The sequence below is a fragment of the Staphylococcus sp. FSL W8-1207 genome (assembly GCF_038003745.1).
Classification (GTDB): domain Bacteria; phylum Bacillota; class Bacilli; order Staphylococcales; family Staphylococcaceae; genus Staphylococcus; species Staphylococcus equorum.
In genome coordinates, this window is sequence record NZ_JBBOPU010000001.1 from 1,366,899 (window position 1) to 1,389,694 (window position 22,796).

The following is a 22,796-nucleotide window of genomic DNA, read 5'->3' on the forward strand; positions in this document are numbered from 1 at the left end:
AAAGGAGGTGTTATTATGGCTAAACTTGAATACGTTATGAATATGCCACCTTCTTTTTGTCCTGCATGTGGACGTGAATTTAACTTTGATTCTTCTAAATCCACTAATAAATGCAGCAAACAAAGCTGTGGTACTAAAGTAAAAGTCAAATAACTTTTCTACCTAGTGGTTGTTACAGCAACTGCTAGGTTTATTTAATTTCAAGAATAGTTTCAATAGATCTAGTTAAATCTAAAATCGTGTCTGCCTCGTTAGCAATTTGTATTTTTTTAAGTAATGCGATTATTGTTTCCTCTTTTACTTTTTTTAGTTCTGCCATTCCGTTTCCTCCTATATTTCGAATTGGTTAATATCTATGCCATATTTGATCGCCATACTTTTGATAACTGAAATGTAAATCTCAATTAATCTTGGTTCGTCATTTATTACATCTAATTTAGATAACTTATTAATTTGAGTTTTAGTTGCACCTTTCGATAACATTTTGGCTTTACGGTTATTCATTCGTTGTTCTAGCTTGCAACGTCCTTTTTCTTCTAATAACTTGTAAGCCTCCATACGAATCGTTTTATGTTTCTCTCCTCCACCAAGATGTTGAGCGATAGCACCTAACACTTTGTTAGTATCGTTTCTCCAGTTTTTGGTTTCCATTCCTACAATGTTGCGAATGCCAGTTACTTCTGTTTCAATTCGATTATTAAACTCTTGTTGTTCTTTTTGAACACTGAACATCATTTCTAATGCTTGCATTGGCGTTTGTGGGACATTTATATGAGATTGCTCTTTAATGTGTTTGTCCATCTTATGGAATGCGTCTACATACATTGCAGTAAATAATGTTCCTTTTGCACCTGTCATTTTGTTGGCTACCATGTCGCAACCTTTTTTAGTTAGTAGATAGTTTTTGTAAGATTTTCCTGTTCCTGCTTTATAGCTACTTTCTATAAAGAAATCATCAGAACGCAATTTTGCGTTTTGACCTAAAACATCTTGGTACCCCTCAATACTCCTAACTAAATCTGCATGTCGTTTCTCTACCATCTCTGCTACTTCTCGGCTGTCTACGTATAATTCTTTGTTTTGTTCTACAATTTGCAATTCTTGCATTTTAATTCCTCCTTTAACATTTAACTTTCTTATTACGTAAGTTGTTGCTAAAAAAAATATCTACTGCTTCTTGTGGTGTTAATTTCAGTTCATAAAAAATAGCGTTCATCACCGGATAAGATGGTGCTGTTTTACCATTCAATACGTTGGAAATAGTGTCTCTATTAATTCTTGTAGCTTCAGCTAAAGAAGAAATATTGTAACCACGCAATGACATTTTCGAAAGAAGTAAATTCTTGTCTACATACATGTTATTCACCTCGCTTTCGTATTGCGTAAGTTAATACTAACAACACTTAATTAATTAATCAAGCATTTTACGAAAGTTTTTTAGAAAAACATTGCAAATGCCGAAAGTTTTCCTTATAATATAGTTATCACTTAAAAGGAGCTGGACAAGATGAGCTTTTCAAAAAGAATGAAACAATCAAGAGAAAAACAGGGCATAACTTTAGCAGAATTAGGAAGAAAAATTGGTAAAACTGAAGCCACTGTACAACGATATGAGAGCGGAAATATTAAAAACTTAAAAAATGACACTATAGAAAATATAGCTAGTGCGTTAAATGTTAATCCAGCTTACTTAATGGGATGGATTGACGAAGAACCTTCTAATGAAGATACAATAGCTGCGCATTTAGATGGAGATGACTTTACTGAAGAAGAATTGGCTGAAATCAGAAAGTATGCAAATTACGTAAGAGAACAACATCGCAAAATGCAAGGGGAGTAGTTATATATGTCATTATATGAAGATTTAGTAATTGAAAACAGTCATATACCTATAGGTGATAATTTTAAGTCTAATAGTAACTTCAGAGGATTATATGATATGGGAGTAATTGTAATTGATAAACACCTTACTGAAACACGTAAAGCTGAAGTTCTTTTTGAAGAACTCGCACACCACAAATTAACTTGGGGTGACATCACAGATCAATCACAATTCAACAATCGGAAATTCGAAAATTATGCTAGACGTGCAGGATATCAAGCTGCCCTACCATTGCGCATAATTATAGAAGCGTATCATTATGGAATAAGTAACTTACATGAATTGGCAGAATATGTCGAGTTAAGCGAAGAGTACATAATTAAAGTTATTGACTTTTATAAAAAGAAATATGGATTATCAACATACTTCAATGGTCATGTAATTAAGTTTGAACCATTACAAGTGTTCGAACATCATAATTGGGATTAATACAACTTCGGTTGTTTAATATAGAGGGATATTATTATTAAGGAGAATGTGAAATGAATAATGAGAAATGGTATCAAAGAAATTGGTTTGTTATTTTAACATTAATTATTTTCTTTCCAGTAGGATTATTTTTAATGTGGTATTTCAACAAATGGAATAAAGCAGCAAGATGGGTTGTTACTGGCATTTTTGCTTTATTATTAATAATAAGTTTTTTCACAGAAGATGAATCTCAATCAGAAAATCAAGAAAAGAGTACTACTAAAAATAGTGAGAAAACTGAAGAAAAAGCAAAACCTAAGAAAGAATCGAAACCTAAAGAAGAAAAGAAGAAAGAATTAACTGATGAACAAAAATTAGAAAAAAGTGTAAAAAAAGAAGTTGGTAAAAAGAATTTTTCTGACATCGTCTATAATGAATATGATAATGTAGCTGTCATTACTTTAAAAGATTACGATGGTTTTAGCGAAAAGTCAGCGTTAAGAGAAATGCAGTACGGAGCAGCAAATGCATTGATAGGTGTTAAAAAGTCTAAGTTAGATATTGATACTGTAGATATTGTTGTAGCAATGGATATGGAAGATGACAAGATGAATACTTCAAAAGATAATGTTTTAAAAATGACGTTCGATAAAGATTTAATTGAAAATATGAACGATGATAATAAATACAAACTTCGTGAAGATGCAGAAGGCTATGCAAGTGAATATTGGGTACATCCAGCTTTTAGATAATTCCACGGGCAGTCACCACTGCCCTATATATTTTTATCTTTTTTAGGAGGAATGACCTATGTGGAGTGAACAATTCAAAGATAAAGAAGGCAAAAATAAATATCGCTACTACGAGAAGTATAAAGACCCGTATTCAGACAAATGGAAACGAGTAAGTATTGTTATGAACAAAAATACTAAAGCTTCTCAAAAAGAGGCTGTGTTCCAATTAGACGATAAGATAAAAAGTAAGATGTCTACTAGTACTAACAACAATTTAAAATCATTAACATTTCACAACTTACTGGATGAATGGTTTGAGTATCATAAAAATACATCTGGTTTAAAAGTAACAACTCTAAATAACTCTAAAGTTCGTTTAAACAATTTAAAGAGCAATATAGATGAACATACACTAGTTTCAAAATTAGATGTAAAACATGTGCAAAAACTAATTAATGGACTATCAGAAATTTATTCAGAAAACCAAGTTAGACGACAACTCAATGATTTAAAGAAAACTTTAGCGTATGCAACGAAATTTTATGGATACACTAACAAACATATGTTAAATGATGTGGAAGTACCTAAGAAAGCTAAAACGCTAGAAGATATAGAAAAAGAAGAACAAAAAATATACAACTATCTTGAAATGAATCAAGTGTTAAAAATACGTGATTTTATATTAACAAAAAAACATTCGGACAAAAGGTTGAATTTATTTGTAGCTAGCTTAATAGAATTACAAGCGCTAACTGGTATGAGGATTGGAGAAGTTCAAGCATTACAAGAAAAGGATATCGATTTTCAAAATAAAACAATAGATATAAACGGAACAATTCATTGGATTAAATATGAAAATGGATATGGATATAAAGACACAACTAAAACTAGAGGTTCAAGAAGAACGATTTCTATTAATAAACGTGCAGTTGAAATTTTAAAAAAAGTAATATTGGAAAATAAAAAATCTGCTCATTGGGAAAAAGATTACATTGATCGTGGTTTTATCTTTACTACAAGATTTGGCAATCCATTATATTCTCATAAAGTAAATAAATTATTATCAGATGCTGCACTTGAATTAGGTATAAATAAAAAAGTAACGTCCCATACCTTCAGACACACTCATATAAGTATACTCGTTGAAATGAATGTATCACTCAAAGCAATTATGAAAAGAGTTGGACATACAGACGAAAAAACAACGATTCAGATATACACACATGTAACAGAAAAAATGGACAAACAGTTAACCGAGAAGTTAGAAAACATTCCCAATTAAACAATCTGCCCTTTTTCTGCCCTTTTTATAATTTTAGTAGCCCCTAGAACCCTTATAACCACTGGTGTTAAGCCATTTTACACCCCTTATTACATCATCATTTGGGGATTAATATCAATTTTTAACGATAGCTTGTCTTTTAAATATTGGTCATGATAATAATCATCTAAATACTTAAGCGCTTCGTGGAGCGCTGGTTCACTTTTATATTTAATTAAGATTTGAAAGCGATATTCATTATTTATTCTTGATAATGCTGCTGGTGATGGTCCTAACACTAATGCTTTATCCGATAAATGCTGTAATAAAATTTTATGAATATGTTTCGATGCTTCCATGACTTTCTTCATATCTTTGTGTGAGATAGTGAAATTAATTAAAAAGAAGTAAGGAGGATATTTACCTATTTTCCTATAATTCATCTCTTTGTTAAAGAAAGCCGGATAATCATTTTCTTGAACATCTTTAATCGCATAATGTTCTGGGTTATAAGTTTGAATGATTACTTGACCTTCTTTTTCGTGACGTCCTGCACGACCTGATACTTGCGTTAATAATTGGTAAGTACGTTCACTTGCTCTGAAGTCAGGAAGGTTCAACATTGTATCCGCGTTGAGTACACCTACGAGTGTGATGTTAGGAAAATCTAACCCTTTCGCAATCATTTGAGTACCTAATAAAATATCTCCTTTACCTGAGCCAAAATCATTTAATAATTTTTCATGAGCACCTTTACGAGATGTAGTATCAACATCCATTCGTATAATGCGTGCTTCCTGGAACACTTCTTGTAATAACTCCTCAACTCTTTGTGTTCCAGTACCAACTTGTCTGATATGTTCACTTTCACAATTAGGACATTTGCTCGGTGGTGTTTCTTGATGACCACAATAATGACACTTCAATTGATCCGAAGACTTGTGATAAGTTAATGAGATATCACAATTAGGACATTGTGGTACATGACCACAATCTCTGCATAACATAAATGATGCATAGCCTCGACGGTTTAAAAACAATACAATCTGTTCTTGTTTATCTAAACGAGTTTGAATGGCTTCACGTAATTGTTCGGAAAACATAGACCGATTACCTGAACTTAATTCAGCTCTCATATCAACGATTTCAATTTCTGGCAACGCCTGTTGATTGACTCTGTTTGGTAAAGATAACAGTTCATAAACGCCCTTATCTGCGCGCGCGTATGTTTCTAAACTTGGTGTGGCACTCCCTAATATCAATGGGCACTGATGATATTGACTGCGCCACTCTGCGATATCACGTGCATGATATCTAGGATAATCCTCTTGTTTATAAGATGATTCATGTTCTTCATCAATAATGATCATGCCTAAATTTTTAAATGGCGCAAACACGCTTGACCGTGCACCAACACTTACCCGAGCTTTACCATCTCTGATTTTTTGCCATTCATCATAGCGTTCACCTTTCGACAAACCTGAGTGGAGCACGGCAACTTCGTCACCAAATCGTTGCTTAAACCTTAAAACCATTTGTGGGGTTAATGCAATTTCTGGCACTAGCATCATAGCTTGTCTATCTAAATGCAACACTTCCTCAATTGTTTGCAAATAAACTTCAGTCTTTCCTGAACCAGTCACACCATGGAGTAAAAAAGTTCTCTGTTCATGTGCCTTAATATTTTTAAGTATTGCTTCAAACGCTTGTTGTTGATCAGCTGTGAGTTGTTGCTTTTCATCTTGTTCAAATACACGCGTTTCAAAGGGATCACGTTCCACGATTGCATCGTATTTTTCCACAAAGCCTTTGCGCATCAGTGTATCAATACTTGATTTTGAAAAGTTCATTGCTTCTAATTGTTTCAGTAGTACAGTATGATGACGTTCATCAATTAAATAAGCATATAAATCATATTGCTTTTGAGACTTTTCTAAAGAACCCAATACAGCATCATATTCAAAACCTTCTACCACTCTCACAGCACGTTGTTTCTTTTTGCTGAGACTTTGAGAAAGCAATGTCACTTCACTAATATCACCTTGCTTTAATAAAGGAGAGATGGCGGATAGATCATCATTATATTGAGCTTCTTTATACGCATAATGACCTTCACTATCAAAACGGAGTCGTAACTGTTCCGGAATCGCTTCATCATTTTCAATTGAAAAAACTTTTGTATATTTAGCTTTAATTGCACTTGGTAACATCACTTCTAACATAGAAATACGCTTCGTCACAAAGTAATTATTATACCAATCTGTTAACTTAATAAGTTCTTCAGTTAATTCTGGTTTAATATCTTGAATTTCTTTTATCTCTTTAAGCTTAGCTATATCTATATTTGCATCGGGTTGTTCTGTTATTTCCATAATATAGCCTTGAATTGTCCTTGGTCCAAAAGGCACAATGACACGCATACCAACTTGTATCATAGATTGTAGTCTTGTAGGAATTATATAATCGAACGTAAAGTCCACACTTTTAGAAGGTATATCAACAATTACTTTTGCTATCATTTTATTCCCACCTTGTTTCTAAACTATCTAAGATATGCTCCGCTAATATGACTTTTTTGTGTTTTCCTAAACTCATAGGATTTCCATTTTTAAAGTACATCGTATAGTCATTATCATCTGAACTAAACCCTATTGAACGATCTCCTACGTTATTAGCAATAATCACATCTGCATTTTTATGTTGCAGTTTTTTCTGCGCATATGTTTCAATATTTTGTGTTTCTGCTGCAAAGCCTACTAAGAATTGCTTTGTTTTGTGTTCACCTAGATATTTCAAAATATCTGGTGTACGTTTAAAAGTCACAGATAATGTACCGTCTTGTTTTTTTAGTTTGTGCTCTAACATTTCAGCAGGCGCATAATCTGATACTGCTGCAGCTTTAAATACGATATCTTGTTCATCAAAGTGTGTTTTCACCGCTTCAAACATTTCCTCAGCACTCTGAATTTGAATAACATTCACATTTTCTGGAGGTGTTAGATGTGTAGGTCCAGATACGAGTGTGACGTTAGCCCCACGCTTAGTTAGTGATTCTGCCAATGCATAACCAATTTTTCCTGATGATCGGTTAGATAAATAACGTACTGGGTCTAACTCTTCGACAGTCGGTCCAGCAGTGATTAGTGCATTCATACCTTCAAATCGACTGTCTATCGAATAAGATGCTTGGTCATTGTGTTTAAAAAACTGGTTTAACCTTTCAACAATTTGCAAAGGTTCTTCCATACGGCCTTTTGCTACATAGCCACATGCTAAAAAGCCCTCACCAGGTTCAAGAAAATAATAACCATCTGAACTCAGTGTAGCGAGATTGTGTTGTGTTCGCTTATTTTCATACATATGCACATTCATCGCTGGCGCAATAAATTTAGCAGTTTCAGTAGCGAGCAATGTCGACGTTACCATATCATCTGCAATACCATTTGCAAGTTTAGCAATGATATTTGCTGTCGCTGGTGCCACTACGATTGCGTCTGCCCAATCACCTAATGCGATATGTTGAATTTCTTCCGGATTTTGTTCTAAAAAAGTACTTGTATAAACTGGATTTCTACCAATTGCTTGAAAAGCTAATGGAGTCACAAACTCTTGTGCATGATCTGTAAGCATGACTCTAACGTCATAGTCTGCTTGCGTTAATTTACTTGTTAAATCAATTGCTTTATACGCAGCAATGCCACCTGTAACAGCAAGTAATATTCGTTTCATTGCAAATCTCCTCCAAATAATTTAAATATGACCTCTTAATGGACTATAACTTTATATTTTTAAATAAAACAAAGGTTAATTTGTTATTGAATGCTTTAAATAAATGATTAATCACCATTATACACAAAATTTTAAATTAAATAAAAAAAGGGAGCAGGATAGAAATCAAAAATTTGATTTCGTATTCCCGCTCCGCAAGCCTTATTAAAAAAGAACACAAGAACTGAAGCGCTTATATCCGCACTACTTTCTCTTCATAAATGAAGATATAGCACTTTAAAAGCTTGAAACAAGTACAATGAGATATCAAACAACTACTGTTCAATCTAACAAATGAGTCTGAGACACGCATTTATGACCCAGACTCATTTTGAAAAACTTTAAACTAGCAGCGTGCTAGTTATTATTTATATGTTTCAAGATTAACTTTTAATTACTTAGATGGTATTTTATATAGTCCGTCCGGATAAACATCTCCGCCAGCGATTTCTTCTAGCGCTTTACCTACAGGTTTTTTTGCATCATATTTACTTAACAATGCTGATTCTGGATTTTCATCTATTTCACGAGCACGTTTTGCAGCAGTAGTTGCAATTAAATATTTTGAATTAACTTTTGCTGTTAATTCGTTTAATGGTGGGTATAACATTATTTTTTTGCCTCCAATATCATTTTTCTATATTTCGCTTCAATACGTTCTCTCTTCAAATGCTCAGCTTCTACAATAGATTGAATACGTTGTTTAGCTAACTCTACTTCATCATTAACTACAACATAGTCATACAAGTTCATCATTTCGACTTCTTTACGTGCTTCATTCACACGACTTTGAATTTTTTCATCAGATTCCGTACCACGACCGACTAATCGTTCACGTAAATGATCTAAACTTGGCGGGGCAAGAAAAACAAACAATGCATCTGGGAATTTCTTACGCACTTGTTTCGCACCTTCTACTTCAATTTCTAAAAATACGTCATGGCCTTGCTCCATCGTATCTTTAACATATTGAACAGGCGTCCCATAGTAATTTCCTACGTATTCAGCATATTCTATAAATTCATCTTGTTTAATTAATTCCTCAAATTCTGCTTTTGCTTTGAAAAAATAATCAACACCATCTACTTCACCTTCACGTTTACTACGTGTGGTCATTGAAATAGAATATTTATAAGATGTGGCTGGATCATCAAATATCTTTTTTCTAACTGTCCCTTTTCCTACACCAGAAGGTCCAGATAGTACAATCAATAAACCTTTCTCATTATCCATGACTTACTACCTCTCTAAGCTAATCTTCTATTATTAACATATGATACCATAAGAAACATTCAATTGTATAGCGTCCCACAACACAAACTTTGCTCATGACCTAATCTTTGCGCCATGTTACAATATGTTGAATGACTAAAAATAAGGTGGCTGATAGTAATGGCATATGATGGTTTATTCACTAAAAAAATGGTGGAATCTCTACAATTTCTTGTAGGTGGTAGAATCCACAAAATAAATCAACCAGAAAACGACACACTTCTTGTCGTCGTGCGTCAAAATCGTAAAAATCATCAGCTTCTACTTTCTATCCATCCAAGTTTTACTAGAATGCATTTAACTAATAAAAAATATGATAATCCATTTGATCCTCCTATGTTTGCACGTGTGTTCCGTAAACATATTGAAGGTGGCTTTATAAAAGCAGTAAGACAAATTGGTAATGATAGACGTGTAGAAATAGATGTACAGAGTAAAGATGAAATTGGCGATACAATACATCGTACAATTATATTGGAAATTATGGGTAAACACAGTAATTTAATTTTAGTAAATGAACAGCGCAAGATTATTGAAGGCTTTAAGCATTTAACACCAAATACAAATCAGTATCGTACTGTAATGCCTGGTTTTCAATATGAAGCACCACCTGCGCAAAACAAAATTAATCCATATGATATATCTGGAGAAACTGTATTAAAATATATAGATTTTAATAGTGGAAAAATAGCACGACAATTACTAGATCATTTAGAAGGTTTTAGTCCATTAATCACTAATGAAATTGTTAGCAGAAAACAATTTATGACTGCTCAAACATTGCCTGAAGCATTTGATATAGTAATTGAAGAAACTAAGGGGGAGCCCACACCCGTTTTCCATAAAAATCATGAAACAGGTAAAGAAGATTTTTACTTTATGAAATTAAATCAATTTTATGATGATGTTGTAGAATATGATTCACTGCATGATTTACTTGATCGCTATTATGATGCACGTGGCGAGAGAGAACGCGTCAAACAACGTGCGAATGATTTAGTTAAATTTGTACAACAACAACTTCATAAATATCAAAATAAATTAAGTAAACTAATTGATGAGCAAGAAGGTACAAAAGAAAAAGAATTACAGCAACTGTATGGTGAGTTAATAACTGCCAATATTTATCAAATTAAGCAAGGCGATAAAGAAATTACAACGCTTAATTATTATACTGGTGAAGAAATTACGATTCCTCTTAACCCAACTAAAGCCCCTGCTGTTAATGCGCAGAATTATTATAAAAAATATAACAAGTTAAAAACAAGAGCACACGAGTTACTACGTCAAATTGAATTAACTCAAGAGAATATTGCTTATTTTGAAAGTATTGAACAACAACTCGCACATATCTCTGTTGATGAGATTGATGATATCCGTGATGAGCTTGCAGAACAGGGCTTTATGAAACAACGCAAACAAAATAAGAAGAAAAAGAAACAAACCATTCAATTACAAGAATATGTTTCAACTGATGGTGATACAATTCTTGTCGGTAAAAACAATAAACAAAATGATTATTTAACGAATAAAAAAGCGGCAAAAAACCATCTTTGGTTCCACACGAAAGATATACCAGGCTCACATGTTGTGATACTTAGTGATGCACCAAGTGAAGACACGATTAAAGAAGCGGCCATGTTATCTGGTTATTTCTCCAAAGCTGGTAATTCCGGACAAATTCCAGTAGATTACACAGAAATTAGGCATGTACACAAACCTTCAGGTGCCAAACCAGGTTTTGTAACATATGATAATCAGAAAACGCTTTTTGCTACACCAGATTATGATCACATTCAAAAAATGAAAGTAAAATAATTTTTATTATAAGCGTTAGGATTATCAAAGCGCATAATAAAAAAGCTAGGATAAAGTCGTTTGCTCTTTCAAAAACGATTATATCCTAGCTTTTTTCATTTTATAATTTAAGTTTATTCTGGCAATGCTAATTGAAAATTAACACCAAATTTATCTTGTATCCAAGCAAATTCTCTAAATGGTGGCATCTGAGTTTTAGGCATTAAAATAGCCCCACCACTTTTCAGATTACTGAATAAGCGTTCCATTTCTAACGCACTGTCTACAGTGACATACAATGATACGGCTGGATTCATTTCTATATCGACACCATTCATGTTATCAATTGCCATAAACACTTGATCTTTCAACCTGAAAATAGCGTGTTGAACAGCACCTGTTGGTTCTTTATCACTTTCACTATATCTTACCAATGCCAATATTTCAGCATCTTCAAATGTATTAACATATAAATTAATTGCTTCTTCTGCATCTCCATTGAACATTAGAAATGTAGTTATTTTTGGTATAGCCATTATCCAACCTCCTTAATTCTTCTTAATACTAGAATAAATGATAAATTGTAAAAAATCGAATATACAACGCTATTATAAATTGTAAAATATTTACAAATTCTTATTTGCAATCGTTTAAAATATTGGCTTATGTTAAATTAATAAATCCACTGCCTAGCACGTCACGTACATCATGTATAACTAAGAAAGCTTTGTCATCTTCTTCATTCACCAATTTTTTGACTCGCGTGACTTGGGATTGTGGCACTACAACATATAACATACTTGTTTCTTTTTTACCGAAACCGCCTTTCCCTTTAAGTAAGGTTGAGCCTCTGCCTGTAAAACTGTTAATTTTATCACTAATATTTTCATTTTTATCTGAAATAATTGTAACAGCTTTTTTAGGATTAAATCCTTCAATTATAAATGCAGTTGCACGTTCGGTAATGAATATCATAATAATCGTAAACAACACATTTTCTAACGGTAAGACAAACAAGAACGATAGGACAACTAAACCATCTAATAAGAATATACCTTGTGAAGTTTTTATATCAAAGTACTTATTCAGCATTTTAGCTACAACTGAAGTTCCTCCAATGACACCACCTGCTGCAATAACCAAGCCGATGCCCACGCCTACAAACACACCACCAAAAGCAGCGTTGATTACAAAGTTATCTATACCTGTACTAAAATTTTCAGTTAAATCTAAAAATAGAGAAATTGCCGTATTTGCAATAAAAGTATATACAGCAGTTCTGGTACTTAAAAATTTCCAACCTACAATAATAACGATTGTATTAATAATTAAAGAAGTTAAAGCTGGCGACCAACCAAAAGCATATTTGAGCGCTAAAGATATACCAACTGTGCCTCCATCCCCTAGATTAGATTCTAAGATAAAGCAATTTACTGCAATTGCACTGACAAATGCGCCAATTAAACAAACAATGACATTTTTAGTATGATCACGGAATAATTGTTTCATCATTTTCATTTAAGCACCCCTTACATTTTCAAAAATTATACCTCTTTGGCAAACAATTACGAGTAGTATTTTCAATTCAGTCAGCTAAAATCAATATAACTATTGAGGCTAAGACTTATATTTATGTCCCAGCCTCATGAAAATATATTATTGTAATTCTAAGTTATACATCGTATTATAAATGTAAATGTACCACAACAATAGTAGTCACACCACTTTGTAATTTTTGTAAAGCTTTTAGCCCATTACTTTCAAAAAATGTATAACAGTCAACTCTTTTTTTAGTTGAATGACTATATCATCTTTATTTCTTTTACTTTTTCATATTTACAGTTAGAATAAATATAAATCTAATTGGAGGTATTTCATGTCTTTTTATATTATTCCATTACTTATCGCAGCATTAGTATTATTAGTAGGTTATATTATTATTAAACTTATGGTCCGCTAATAACTATACTACACAATTACACAATTTAGTTTTAATACGGTCAGCACATATAATAAGTACTATATTGATAGTCTTTATCGGTAAAAAATGACTTTAATTTAACAAATTCCAACAAAAAGTTTACTATATCAAAATGATTTAATATAAAGAGGAAGGTCAAAATGGAATTCATTTTGATCTTCCTCTTTATTATGGTCTTAAATACGTCTATACATATTACATGTTATGATTTACTTAATGTGTCCTTTTTGTTTAATACTAGACTTTGATTTCTTGTATATATTTGCTTCAGATGTGTTAGCTAGCCATTCGTTTTTATCGTCTGAATGAGATGGATGTCTATAATCGTCTTCTTTTTTTAAAAAATCATTTAAATGTGCAAAGTGATTATATGCTTTTTTCGGGTCTTCTGTCATAATATCCCCTCCAACTCATATTTTAAGACAAGTTGTCTCGCCATTCAACTAATGTATCAATATCAATGTCAGAAATTTCTCCCTTTTCTTTAGCTACCTCAATTAATTCATTATAATTACTTAAAGTAAAGAAAGGTATTTGGGCTGCTTTAAATTGTTCATCCGCTTTTTTTAGACCGTACGTAAATATAGCTACAACGCCTAGAACATCAGCTCCTGCCTCTTTTAACGCCTCCACAGCAGTTATAGAAGAACCTCCTGTTGAAATTAAGTCTTCAATGACAACCACTTTTTTACCTTTGCTCAATGCACCTTCAATTTGGTTTTGTTTACCATGGCTCTTACTTTTAGAACGCACATAATTCATCGGTAAATCTAGCACTTCAGAAACATAGGCAGCATGTGGAATACCAGCTGTTGCAGTGCCCGAAACGATTTCGACATCCGCAAAATTATTTTTAATTAATGTAATTAAACCATTTCTAATATTACGTCGAACAGAAGGATGACCTAATGTCACTCGGTTATCGCAATATATAGGTGATTTAATACCTGAACTCCATGTAAACGGGTCGTTTGGCGAAAGTGAAACTGCTTTAATATCTAATAGTGCTTTTGCTATTGCTTTAGCCATTTTAACTTAACCAACTTTCTTTAATTTTATGATAACTTGCAACCGGATTATTACTTTTTGTAATTGGTCGTCCTACTACAATATGTGTCGAGCCTAATTGTTTTGCTTCTTCCGGTGTAGTAATTCTTTTTTGATCGTCCAAATGCGTATTCGCTGGCCTAATACCAGGTGTTACTTTTAAAAAGTTTTTGCCGAGTTCGCCTGTGAGTAATGCCGATTCAAGTGGTGAACATACGACACCATCTAAACCAGATGTTTTGGCTAGATGCGCATAATTAAGCACTGCATCTTCTATAGAACTTTGAATATTTTGTTCATTTCTTAACATGGTTTCTGTAGTTGAAGTAAGTTGCGTAACTGCCACAATTTTAATATTTTGGTTATGTTTTTTTAAGCCTTCTAATGCGCGCGTCATCATTTCAGTTCCGCCAGCAGCATGTACGTTGACTAAATCAACGTTTAATTTACTTAATCCTTCCATTGCCTTACCCACAGTATTAGGGATATCATGTAATTTTAAATCCAAAAAAATATCGTGTCCGCGTGCTTTAATAGACGCTATTAATTGTGGTCCAGTTTGATAAAAAAGTTCCATACCTACCTTTACAAAAAGTGGCTCATCAAATTGGTCTAAGAATGTATCCACCGCTTCTGATGAATCAAAGTCTAGTGCAATAATTGGTAAATTATTCATAATATGTTCTACACCTCGTATTTTAAAAACTTCTACTATATGAACTAAGATAAAAAAATTATTGCGCAATCACGCTATTATTTTATCTTAGTTGATAGCAAACTTAACTATTACATATTTTTCATGGTAAATGTCATGCTTTCAATCACTGACGTTAGTGCATCAGCTGTGTCTAATGAAGTGAGACAAGGCACGCCATTCTCAACTGATGTACGTCTGATTTGGAAGCCATCACGTTCGAATTCCTTACCTTTCGTCATCGTATTCACTACAATTTGTACTTCGCTTTGTTGAATACGCGTTAATAAATCATTTTCTTTACCAATTTTACCGACAATTTCTGTTGGTATATTATGCTCAGCTAATTTATTGGCAGTACCTTCTGTTGCTAAAATTTTATAGCCTACTTCATTTAAACGATGTGCGATACTGACTACTTCTTCTTTATCTTTATCACTCACTGTCATCAATACAGTACCATGATCTTTTACTTCCATACCGCTGGCTGTTAATCCTTTGAATAGGGCTTTTTCCATTGTTGTATCTTTACCCATAACTTCTCCTGTTGATTTCATTTCAGGTCCGAGCGTAATATCAACATTTTTCAACTTATTAAAGCTAAACACTGGCGCTTTGACAAAGACACCTTCAGTATATGGCTGAATACCTGCTTTATAACCTAAATCTACAAGTTTTTCACCCATAATCGCACGCATCGCTAGCTGAGCCATTTGGATGTTCGTAATTTTACTTAAAAATGGTACTGTACGGCTCGAACGTGGATTCACTTCTAAGACGAAGACACCATCACGCGCAATAACAAATTGGATATTAATTAATCCTTTAATATTTAATCCTTTAGCTAACCTAATCGTATAGTCCTCTAACGTAACCATTTCTTCTTGCGTTAATGTCTGTGGTGGATAGACTGCTATAGAGTCTCCTGAGTGAACACCAGCTCTTTCGATATGCTCCATAATACCAGGGATTATAACAGTTTCCCCATCAGATATCGCATCCACTTCAATTTCTTTACCTGTCAAATAACTATCTACTAGTACTGGATGATCAGGACTCGCTTTAACCGCTTGGTTCATGTAATCTTCTAGTTCGGCATCACTATTCACAATTTCCATCGCGCGTCCACCTAATACATATGAAGGCCTTACAACAACTGGATAACCTATATTTCTCGCATTTTCTAATGCTTCTTTTGGAGACGTCGCTGTTTTACCTTGAGGCTGAGGTACATCAATCGTGTGTAATAATGCTTCAAATTCTTTACGGTCTTCAGCACGATTTAGATTTTCTAAAGATGTTCCTAAAATTTGAACGTCATGCTTAGCAAGTTTATCTGCTAAGTTGATTGCTGTTTGGCCACCAAATTGTACAACTACACCTTTAGGCTGCTCTAAATCAATAATATTCATAACGTCTTCTTCTGTTAATGGCTCAAAGTATAATTTATCAGAAATTGAAAAGTCTGTTGATACGGTTTCTGGATTGTTATTAATGATAATTGCTTCATAACCTGCACGTTGTATTGCCCACACCGCATGCACTGTTGCATAATCAAATTCTACGCCCTGTCCTATACGAATTGGCCCTGAACCGAGCACAAGAATTTTTTCTTTGTCTGTAACAATAGATTCATTTTCATATTCATACGTACCATAATAATATGGCGTTGCTGATTCGAATTCTGCCGCACAAGTGTCTACCATTTTATAAACTGGCGTTATACCATTTTTTATTCTTAAATCATGAACTTCTTCTTCGGTCATATCAAAACGGTGTGCAATGACACGATCACTAAAGCCATAATCTTTGGCAAATTTCAGATATTCGATATCACCTTTATTGGCCTTCAAATCATGCTCAATGTTGATGATATGTTGGAATTTATTTAAGAAGAAGTAATCAATTTGTGTCATATCATGAATTTCTTCTAATGTTGTTCCACGGCGTATCGCTTCACCTATAAAGAATAAACGTTCATCATCTTGATCATTGATACGAGCTTTAATGTAATCTAAATCATAAGAATCTCCGTTTGGTAAACCAAGGTGATGTACACCATACTCTAAGGAACGAATTGCTTTCAGTAGTGACTCTTCGTAAGTTCTACCAATTGCCATAACCTCGCCAGTTGCTTTCATTTGAGTTCCTAAAACACGTTCACCTTTTTCAAATTTATCAAATGGGAAACGTGGAATTTTCGAAATAACATAATCTAAAGTTGGCTCAAATGCAGCATAAGATGTACCTGTAATTGGATTTAACATTTCGTCTAACGATAAGCCAACTGCGATTTTAGCTGCTAATTTAGCAATTGGATAACCTGTTGCTTTAGAGGCTAATGCCGACGAACGAGATACACGTGGATTTACTTCAATAATATAATAATCCATAGAGTGTGGATCTAAAGCTAACTGCACGTTACAGCCGCCTTCTATACCTAAAGCACGGATTACTTTTAATGACACATCACGTAGCATCTGATATTCAATGTCTGACAATGTTTGACTCGGCGCCACAACAATCGAATCGCCTGTATGTATACCAACTGGATCAATATTTTCCATGTTACACACAACGATAGCGTTATCGTTTTTGTCACGCATTACTTCATATTCAATTTCCTTGAAACCAGCAATTGATTTTTCAATTAAACATTGTGTTGCTGGACTATAATGTAATCCATTCGCTACAATTTCTTTGAATTCATCATCATTATGACAAATACCGCCGCCAGTACCTCCCATTGTAAATGCTGGTCTTACGATGAGTGGATAGCCAACTTTTTCTTTAAACATAAACGCTTGTTCTACAGTGTTTACAATATCACTTTCAGGCACAGGCACCTCAAGTTCATTCATTAATGATCTAAATAATTCTCTGTCTTCTGCCTGTTGAATAGATTCTAATTTAGTGCCTAAAAGTTGTACATTGTTTGCTTCAAGTTCACCGCTATCATGTAATTGAATGGCCATGTTCAATCCTGTTTGTCCACCTAATGTAGGTAATAATGCGTCCGGCTGTTCTTTACGAATAATGCGAGCTATGAAATCATGTGTTAATGGTTCAATATATACTTTATCTGCAATTTCTTTGTCAGTCATAATTGTTGCTGGATTAGAGTTTACTAATATTACACGGTAGCCCTCTTCCTTTAATGCTAGACAAGCTTGTGTTCCTGCATAATCAAATTCTGCAGCTTGACCAATGATAATTGGTCCGGATCCAATAACTAAAATCGTTTCTATATCTGTACGTTTAGGCATTTGACATTCGCTCCTTCGCTTTAAAATCATTCATCATATCGATAAACTCATCAAATAAGTAATTTGAATCAGATGGTCCTGGACATGCTTCAGGGTGATATTGAACTGAAAATGCTGGTAATGACTTATGTTTTAAACCTTCTACCGTTCCATCATTGATTGCAATATGTGTAATTTCTAAGTCACTATCAATTAATGAGTCTTTATCGATTGCGTAACCGTGGTTTTGACTCGTTATTGCAATTTTTCCTGTTTTGAGATCTTTTACAGGATGATTGGCACCTCTATGACCAAATTTCATTTTGAATGATGTGGCACCTTGAGATAAGGCGAAAAGTTGATGTCCTAAACATATACCAAAGAACGGAACGTGTCCTAGTATACCTTTAATCATTTCAACTGCGATTTTTACTTCTTCAGGGTCTCCTGGTCCGTTAGAAAGCATTACCCCATCTGGAGTCATTCTCATAATTGCCTCAGCTGAAGTATCATATGGTACGACGGTTACATTACAACCACGCAAATTCAATTCTCTAACGATATTCTGTTTTTTACCAAAATCGACTAATACGACACTCAAATCATAACCAGTTGAAACGTAAGGTGTTTTCGTTGATACTTCTGTCACCTCATTTTTAGGTAATTCAGTCGTTTTTAACTGTTCTACTAATGATTCAATTTCAGCTTTATTATCAGTATAAGCTGCTTTTAACACGCCGAAATTTCTGATTTTTCTGGTAATACTACGCGTATCAACACCTGAAATACCTGGAATATCATATTCTACTAATACGTCATGTAATGTCTTTTGTTTTCTGAAATTGCTTGGATGATCACTTGCTTCTTTAACAACTACACCATTAAGGGTAGGTACAAGTGATTCAAAGTCATCTCGATTTATACCATAATTTCCGATAAGTGGATATGTAAATGTAATAATTTGACCCGTGTATGACGGGTCCGATATTGTTTCTTGATAACCCGTCATTGCAGTATTAAAAACAATTTCTCCTACTGTTAATTGGTCAGAACCAATGGGATAGCCTTCGTAATATGAACCGTCTTCTAAAACTAGATAGCGTTTCTTCAACATTATTGTTCCTCCTTAAATTTAACTTCACCTTCAACCATTGTTAATACTGGCGTACCATATACTTTATAACCTATAAATGGCGTATTACTTCCTTTAGATGCAAAATCCTCTGCTTTTATTTCACTTTCCTCATCTAGGTTAATAATTGTTAAATCTGCTAATCCGCCTTCTTCTAATGTACCATAAGGTAACTCGAAAGTCTGAGCTGGTTTAATCGTTAAATAATCTACTAACTGTTGTAACGACCAATCACCATTTTTTACAAAATGCGTATACAATAATGGGAAAGCTGTTTCGCTTCCAACAATACCAAATGGCGCTTTTGTCATAGGCTGTGCTTTTTCTTCTGTAGCGTGTGGCGCATGGTCTGTTGCAATACAGTCTATCGTACCATCTAATAGGCCTTCAATCAGTGCTTCTCTATCTTCTTTGCTTCTTAATGGAGGATTCATTTTATAAATCGCATCATCACCTGGAACATCATCTTCAGTTAATAATAAATGATGTGGTGTAACTTCTGCTGTCACATGTATCCCTGCTTTTTTAGCATCACGAATTGCTCTGACACTCTCTTTCGTAGATACATGACATACATGATAATGTGCGCCAGCCGCTTCTGCTAATAGCACATCACGTGCAATTTGTACTGCTTCACAAATATTTGGAATACCAGGAATGCCTAAAGCTTTACTGCGTTGTCCTTCATGCATAGCGCCACCATAAATTAAACTGTTATCTTCACAGTGTGCTACGACTGCTTTATTCACTTTTGCTGCTGCTTGCATCGCCTCATACATCATATTAGCTTGTTGAACACCTACACCATCATCTGTAAATGCAAATGCACCGTTGTTAGCAAGTGTTTCAAAATCGACATGTTCTTTACCAGCTTGTCTCACTGTAATAGCTGCGTAAGGTAATACTCTTACTTCAGCATTATCTTCTATTAATTGATTTAAATGATTTAGATTTTCTTTTGAATCAGGCACTGGACGCGTATTTGGCATTGGACAGACGGTTGTAAATCCACCTCTAGCAGCTGCTTTCGTACCCGTTGCTATTGTTTCTTTATGCTCCCCACCTGGTTCACGTAAGTGCACATGCACATCTACTAAACCTGGAGAAACAAACTGTCCTTTAACATCAAGTATCTCAGTATTTGTATCTACCTCAATTTGCGTAGCTATTTGTTTAATATGTTGTCCTTCAACTAAGATAGACACCGTTTCAAATTCACCGTTTTTTAAGATTTTAGCATTCGTTAATAATTTCATTTGTTTCTGCCCCTTTCGATTGTAAAATATAATCTATAACTGCCATGCGTAAGTACATGCCATTTTCCATTTGTTTGAAAATACGTGATTTTGATGCTTCTACAAGTGAATCTTCTATTTCCACACCTCTATTTACTGGTGCTGGATGCATCACGATTGCTTGTGATTTTAGCCTATTATATCTCGCTTGCGTTAACCCGTATTGATTATGATAGTTACTTACTTCAAATTGTGTTGTGTTCTCGTCTGTATGTCTTTCGTGTTGTACTCTTAATAACATTACTATATCTACCTCATCTATTACAGTATCAATATCTTTATACGGCGCATCTAAGGAATCATCTTTCCAAGCATCTGGGCTAGAAAACATTACGTTAGCACCCAGTGCTGTTAAACTTTGAAAATTACTTCGAGCGACACGAGAGTTTTTAATATCACCACAAATCAAAATATTTAAGCCCTCAAAAGTTTGATATTCTTCATAGATTGTCATGATGTCTAGTAAGCTTTGTGTCGGGTGTTGCCCACTGCCATCTCCTGCATTAATAATTGGTACGTTAAGCGATTTTAATTGATCATAATAAGTGGTTTGTGAATGTCTTATTACCAGAACATCTGCACCTACTTGTTCTAAAGTTTTACACGTGTCATATAATGTTTCCCCTTTTTGAACAGAAGATGTATTTGTTTCAAAATCAATTAATTTCAGTCCTAATTTTTGTTCTGCTACTAAGAAACTACTTTTCGTACGTGTTGAGTTTTCAAAAAATAAATTTGCTACAAATTTATCTTCATAACGTCGAGGTTCTAGTTCACCTTTTTTTATTGCACTCGCACGTTTGACTAATTCATATATTTCATTTGTAGTTAGATGTTCCATCGACAATAAGTTATCCAATTTTTTAGCCTCCTCATAATGATCAATGCTTATTTATTCGCTGGTGTTTCCTTAGGTAAGATAAGATTGAGTATAATGCCTGCTAAAGCTGCTAATGCCATGCCTTCTATTTGCATATTGATACCGACGCCATTTAAGTTAAAGACGAGATTACCAATACCAATTACAAGGATAACTGATGCAATAACAAGGTTACGGTTACTTGCAAAATCAACTTCACTTTCGACTAGCATTCTTAGACCACTTGCTGCGATAATACCGAAAAGTAGTATAGATACACCACCCATTACTGGGGTAGGTATAGATGAGACGAGTGCTGTAAATTTACCAACAAATCCTAAAATAATAGCGATAACTGCTGCGCCACCGATGACGTATACACTATAAATTTTTGTGATGGCTAAAACACCAATATTTTCACCATAAGTTGTGCTCGGTGGCCCGCCAATCAAACTTGCAAACATGGTAGAAACACCGTCACCAATAATCGAACGATCTAAACCTGGATCCTTAAAAAAGTTACGTCCTACAATTTTGTTAATGACCATTTGGTGACCGATGTGTTCACTTACAGTCACAAAGACAATAGGTATCAGGACAATGATTAGTCCCATGTGAATGGATGGCGTGTAGTCTTTAAATGGCAAGTACACGTCTGGAAATTGTAACCATTTTGCTTTCGCTATTGGAGCAAAATTGACAAGTCCCATAAATGCTGAAAGGATGTAACCTGTGACGATACCAATTAATACAGGTATCAAGGATAAGAATCCTTTGAAGTACCCTTGCACTACGATTGTTACTATCAACGTGGTCATTGCTACTGCTAAATAACTCAGATTATAGCCTTGCATCTCTGAGGAATTCTCAAACATTGCCATATTAACTGCTGTAGGTGCCAAACTTAATCCTATAACCATAATGACTGGTCCTACAACAACCGGTGGCAATAAATGCATCAACCATGCTGTTCCAGTTAATCTAATTGCTAAACCGATGAGTACATACATTACACCGCTCATGAATAACGCCATCAACATGTCACCTAAGCTATGTGAATTAAGTCCTGTAATAATGGGTGTAATAAATGCAAAGCTCGACCCTAAGTATGCTGGTATTTTTGCTTTGGTAATTAGTATGTATAACAATGTCCCGACACCAGAAGCTAATAACGCTGAAGATATAGGTAATCCTGTTAAAAATGGTACGAGTACAGTTGAGCCAAACATCGCAAATAAATGTTGTGTACTTAGAAATGCCCATTGTCCTAATTTAGGTCTATCTTGCACATCTAATACTGGCTTAACTGTCCGTTCAAACATTGTTTCATTTTCCATGTTTTATGCTTCCTCTCATAAAAAAATCTCTTTACATTAAATTCATGTAAAGAGACTAAAAAGTATATATCTTGATTATTG

23 protein-coding genes are annotated in these 22,796 nt (G+C 34.1%); 6 read left to right on the forward strand and 17 right to left on the reverse strand.

Translation table 11 applies throughout. The features are described 5' to 3' along the window. Positions 1-15 precede the first annotated feature (15 nt). Entirely contained in the window at positions 16-153 is a 138-nt protein-coding gene (locus tag NSR03_RS06840; protein ID WP_158649098.1) for a hypothetical protein, read from the forward strand. A gap of 37 nt (positions 154-190) precedes the next feature. On the opposite strand, the gene NSR03_RS06845 is transcribed toward NSR03_RS06840, so the two are convergent. The 3 genes from NSR03_RS06845 to NSR03_RS06855 are packed head-to-tail and all read right to left on the reverse strand — an operon-like array spanning position 191 to position 1,357. Then, positions 191-319, reverse strand: coding sequence for a hypothetical protein (locus tag NSR03_RS06845; protein WP_285342775.1), 129 nt, complete (start codon positions 317-319; stop codon positions 191-193). Positions 320-330: 11 nt separating this feature from the next. Next, positions 331-1,107 carry a Rha family transcriptional regulator gene (locus NSR03_RS06850; protein ID WP_285342776.1) on the reverse strand — a complete coding sequence of 259 codons (777 nt, stop codon included), beginning with the start codon at positions 1,105-1,107 and terminating at the stop codon, positions 331-333. A 13-nt stretch (positions 1,108-1,120) separates the two neighbouring features. Next, a complete protein-coding gene (locus NSR03_RS06855) occupies positions 1,121-1,357 on the reverse strand; it encodes a helix-turn-helix domain-containing protein (RefSeq protein ID WP_285342778.1) in 237 nt (78 codons plus the stop codon). A gap of 150 nt (positions 1,358-1,507) precedes the next feature. On the opposite strand from NSR03_RS06855, the gene NSR03_RS06860 reads away from it, so the two are divergent. Genes NSR03_RS06860 through NSR03_RS06875 form a run of 4 tightly spaced genes read left to right on the forward strand, consistent with a single transcriptional unit; the run spans position 1,508 to position 4,309 of the window. Further along, positions 1,508-1,840, forward strand: a complete 333-nt coding sequence (locus tag NSR03_RS06860) for a helix-turn-helix domain-containing protein (protein WP_285342780.1) — start codon at positions 1,508-1,510, stop codon at positions 1,838-1,840. Between the two features lie 6 nt (positions 1,841-1,846). Next, the gene (locus NSR03_RS06865) at positions 1,847-2,311 is read left to right on the forward strand and encodes an ImmA/IrrE family metallo-endopeptidase (RefSeq protein WP_285342781.1); all 465 of its coding nucleotides are present in this window, start codon (positions 1,847-1,849) and stop codon (positions 2,309-2,311) included. A 53-nt stretch (positions 2,312-2,364) separates the two neighbouring features. Further along, positions 2,365-3,045, forward strand: coding sequence for a hypothetical protein (locus NSR03_RS06870; RefSeq protein ID WP_285342782.1), 681 nt, complete (start codon positions 2,365-2,367; stop codon positions 3,043-3,045). Positions 3,046-3,103: 58 nt separating this feature from the next. Then, complete coding sequence (locus tag NSR03_RS06875; protein ID WP_285342783.1) at positions 3,104-4,309, forward strand: tyrosine-type recombinase/integrase; 1,206 nt, start codon at positions 3,104-3,106, stop codon at positions 4,307-4,309. Positions 4,310-4,398: 89 nt separating this feature from the next. On the opposite strand, the gene priA is transcribed toward NSR03_RS06875, so the two are convergent. The 4 genes from priA to gmk form a co-directional block, all read right to left on the reverse strand. Further along, a complete protein-coding gene (priA, locus tag NSR03_RS06880; protein ID WP_021338708.1) occupies positions 4,399-6,807 on the reverse strand; it encodes a primosomal protein N' in 2,409 nt (802 codons plus the stop codon). Position 6,808: 1 nt separating this feature from the next. After that, positions 6,809-8,017: a bifunctional phosphopantothenoylcysteine decarboxylase/phosphopantothenate--cysteine ligase CoaBC gene (gene coaBC, locus NSR03_RS06885; protein ID WP_002507907.1), complete on the reverse strand. Its 1,209-nt coding sequence runs from the start codon at positions 8,015-8,017 to the stop codon at positions 6,809-6,811. Between the two features lie 433 nt (positions 8,018-8,450). Continuing rightward, positions 8,451-8,666 (reverse strand): DNA-directed RNA polymerase subunit omega, encoded by a 216-nt coding sequence (gene rpoZ / locus NSR03_RS06890; protein WP_002507908.1) that lies wholly within the window; start codon positions 8,664-8,666, stop codon positions 8,451-8,453. Continuing rightward, entirely contained in the window at positions 8,666-9,289 is a 624-nt protein-coding gene (gene gmk / locus NSR03_RS06895) for a guanylate kinase (RefSeq protein WP_002507909.1), read from the reverse strand. Before gmk ends, rpoZ begins: the two co-directional genes overlap by 1 nt. A 159-nt stretch (positions 9,290-9,448) precedes the next feature. Here gmk and NSR03_RS06900 point away from each other — a divergent pair, with 159 nt between their 5' ends. Beyond that, positions 9,449-11,146 (forward strand): Rqc2 family fibronectin-binding protein, encoded by a 1,698-nt coding sequence (locus NSR03_RS06900; protein ID WP_002512293.1) that lies wholly within the window; start codon positions 9,449-9,451, stop codon positions 11,144-11,146. A gap of 113 nt (positions 11,147-11,259) precedes the next feature. Here NSR03_RS06900 and NSR03_RS06905 read toward each other — a convergent pair whose 3' ends face one another. From NSR03_RS06905 to NSR03_RS06950, 10 genes are all read right to left on the reverse strand, one after another. Further along, entirely contained in the window at positions 11,260-11,661 is a 402-nt protein-coding gene (locus NSR03_RS06905; RefSeq protein ID WP_002507911.1) for a VOC family protein, read from the reverse strand. Between the two features lie 127 nt (positions 11,662-11,788). Next, positions 11,789-12,643, reverse strand: a complete 855-nt coding sequence (locus tag NSR03_RS06910; protein ID WP_002507912.1) for a YitT family protein — start codon at positions 12,641-12,643, stop codon at positions 11,789-11,791. Positions 12,644-13,315: 672 nt separating this feature from the next. Beyond that, the gene (locus tag NSR03_RS06915; RefSeq protein ID WP_002507913.1) at positions 13,316-13,501 is read right to left on the reverse strand and encodes a hypothetical protein; all 186 of its coding nucleotides are present in this window, start codon (positions 13,499-13,501) and stop codon (positions 13,316-13,318) included. A 22-nt stretch (positions 13,502-13,523) separates the two neighbouring features. Continuing rightward, positions 13,524-14,135 carry an orotate phosphoribosyltransferase gene (pyrE, locus tag NSR03_RS06920; RefSeq protein WP_021338707.1) on the reverse strand — a complete coding sequence of 204 codons (612 nt, stop codon included), beginning with the start codon at positions 14,133-14,135 and terminating at the stop codon, positions 13,524-13,526. Between the two features lies 1 nt (position 14,136). Beyond that, positions 14,137-14,829, reverse strand: a complete 693-nt coding sequence (gene pyrF / locus NSR03_RS06925) for an orotidine-5'-phosphate decarboxylase (RefSeq protein WP_002507915.1) — start codon at positions 14,827-14,829, stop codon at positions 14,137-14,139. Between the two features lie 110 nt (positions 14,830-14,939). After that, entirely contained in the window at positions 14,940-18,113 is a 3,174-nt protein-coding gene (gene carB, locus NSR03_RS06930; RefSeq protein WP_046465204.1) for a carbamoyl-phosphate synthase large subunit, read from the reverse strand. Beyond that, a complete protein-coding gene (locus tag NSR03_RS06935; protein ID WP_046465203.1) occupies positions 18,106-19,206 on the reverse strand; it encodes a carbamoyl phosphate synthase small subunit in 1,101 nt (366 codons plus the stop codon). The genes carB and NSR03_RS06935 overlap by 8 nt, the downstream gene beginning before the upstream one ends. Then, positions 19,206-20,480: a dihydroorotase gene (locus tag NSR03_RS06940; protein ID WP_069820786.1), complete on the reverse strand. Its 1,275-nt coding sequence runs from the start codon at positions 20,478-20,480 to the stop codon at positions 19,206-19,208. The genes NSR03_RS06935 and NSR03_RS06940 overlap by 1 nt, the downstream gene beginning before the upstream one ends. After that, on the reverse strand, positions 20,458-21,378 hold the full coding sequence (locus tag NSR03_RS06945) for an aspartate carbamoyltransferase catalytic subunit (RefSeq protein WP_046465201.1): 921 nt from the start codon (positions 21,376-21,378) through the stop codon (positions 20,458-20,460). Before NSR03_RS06945 ends, NSR03_RS06940 begins: the two co-directional genes overlap by 23 nt. Positions 21,379-21,407: 29 nt before the next feature. Then, the gene (locus tag NSR03_RS06950; RefSeq protein WP_021338701.1) at positions 21,408-22,715 is read right to left on the reverse strand and encodes a uracil-xanthine permease family protein; all 1,308 of its coding nucleotides are present in this window, start codon (positions 22,713-22,715) and stop codon (positions 21,408-21,410) included. Positions 22,716-22,796 lie beyond the last annotated feature (81 nt).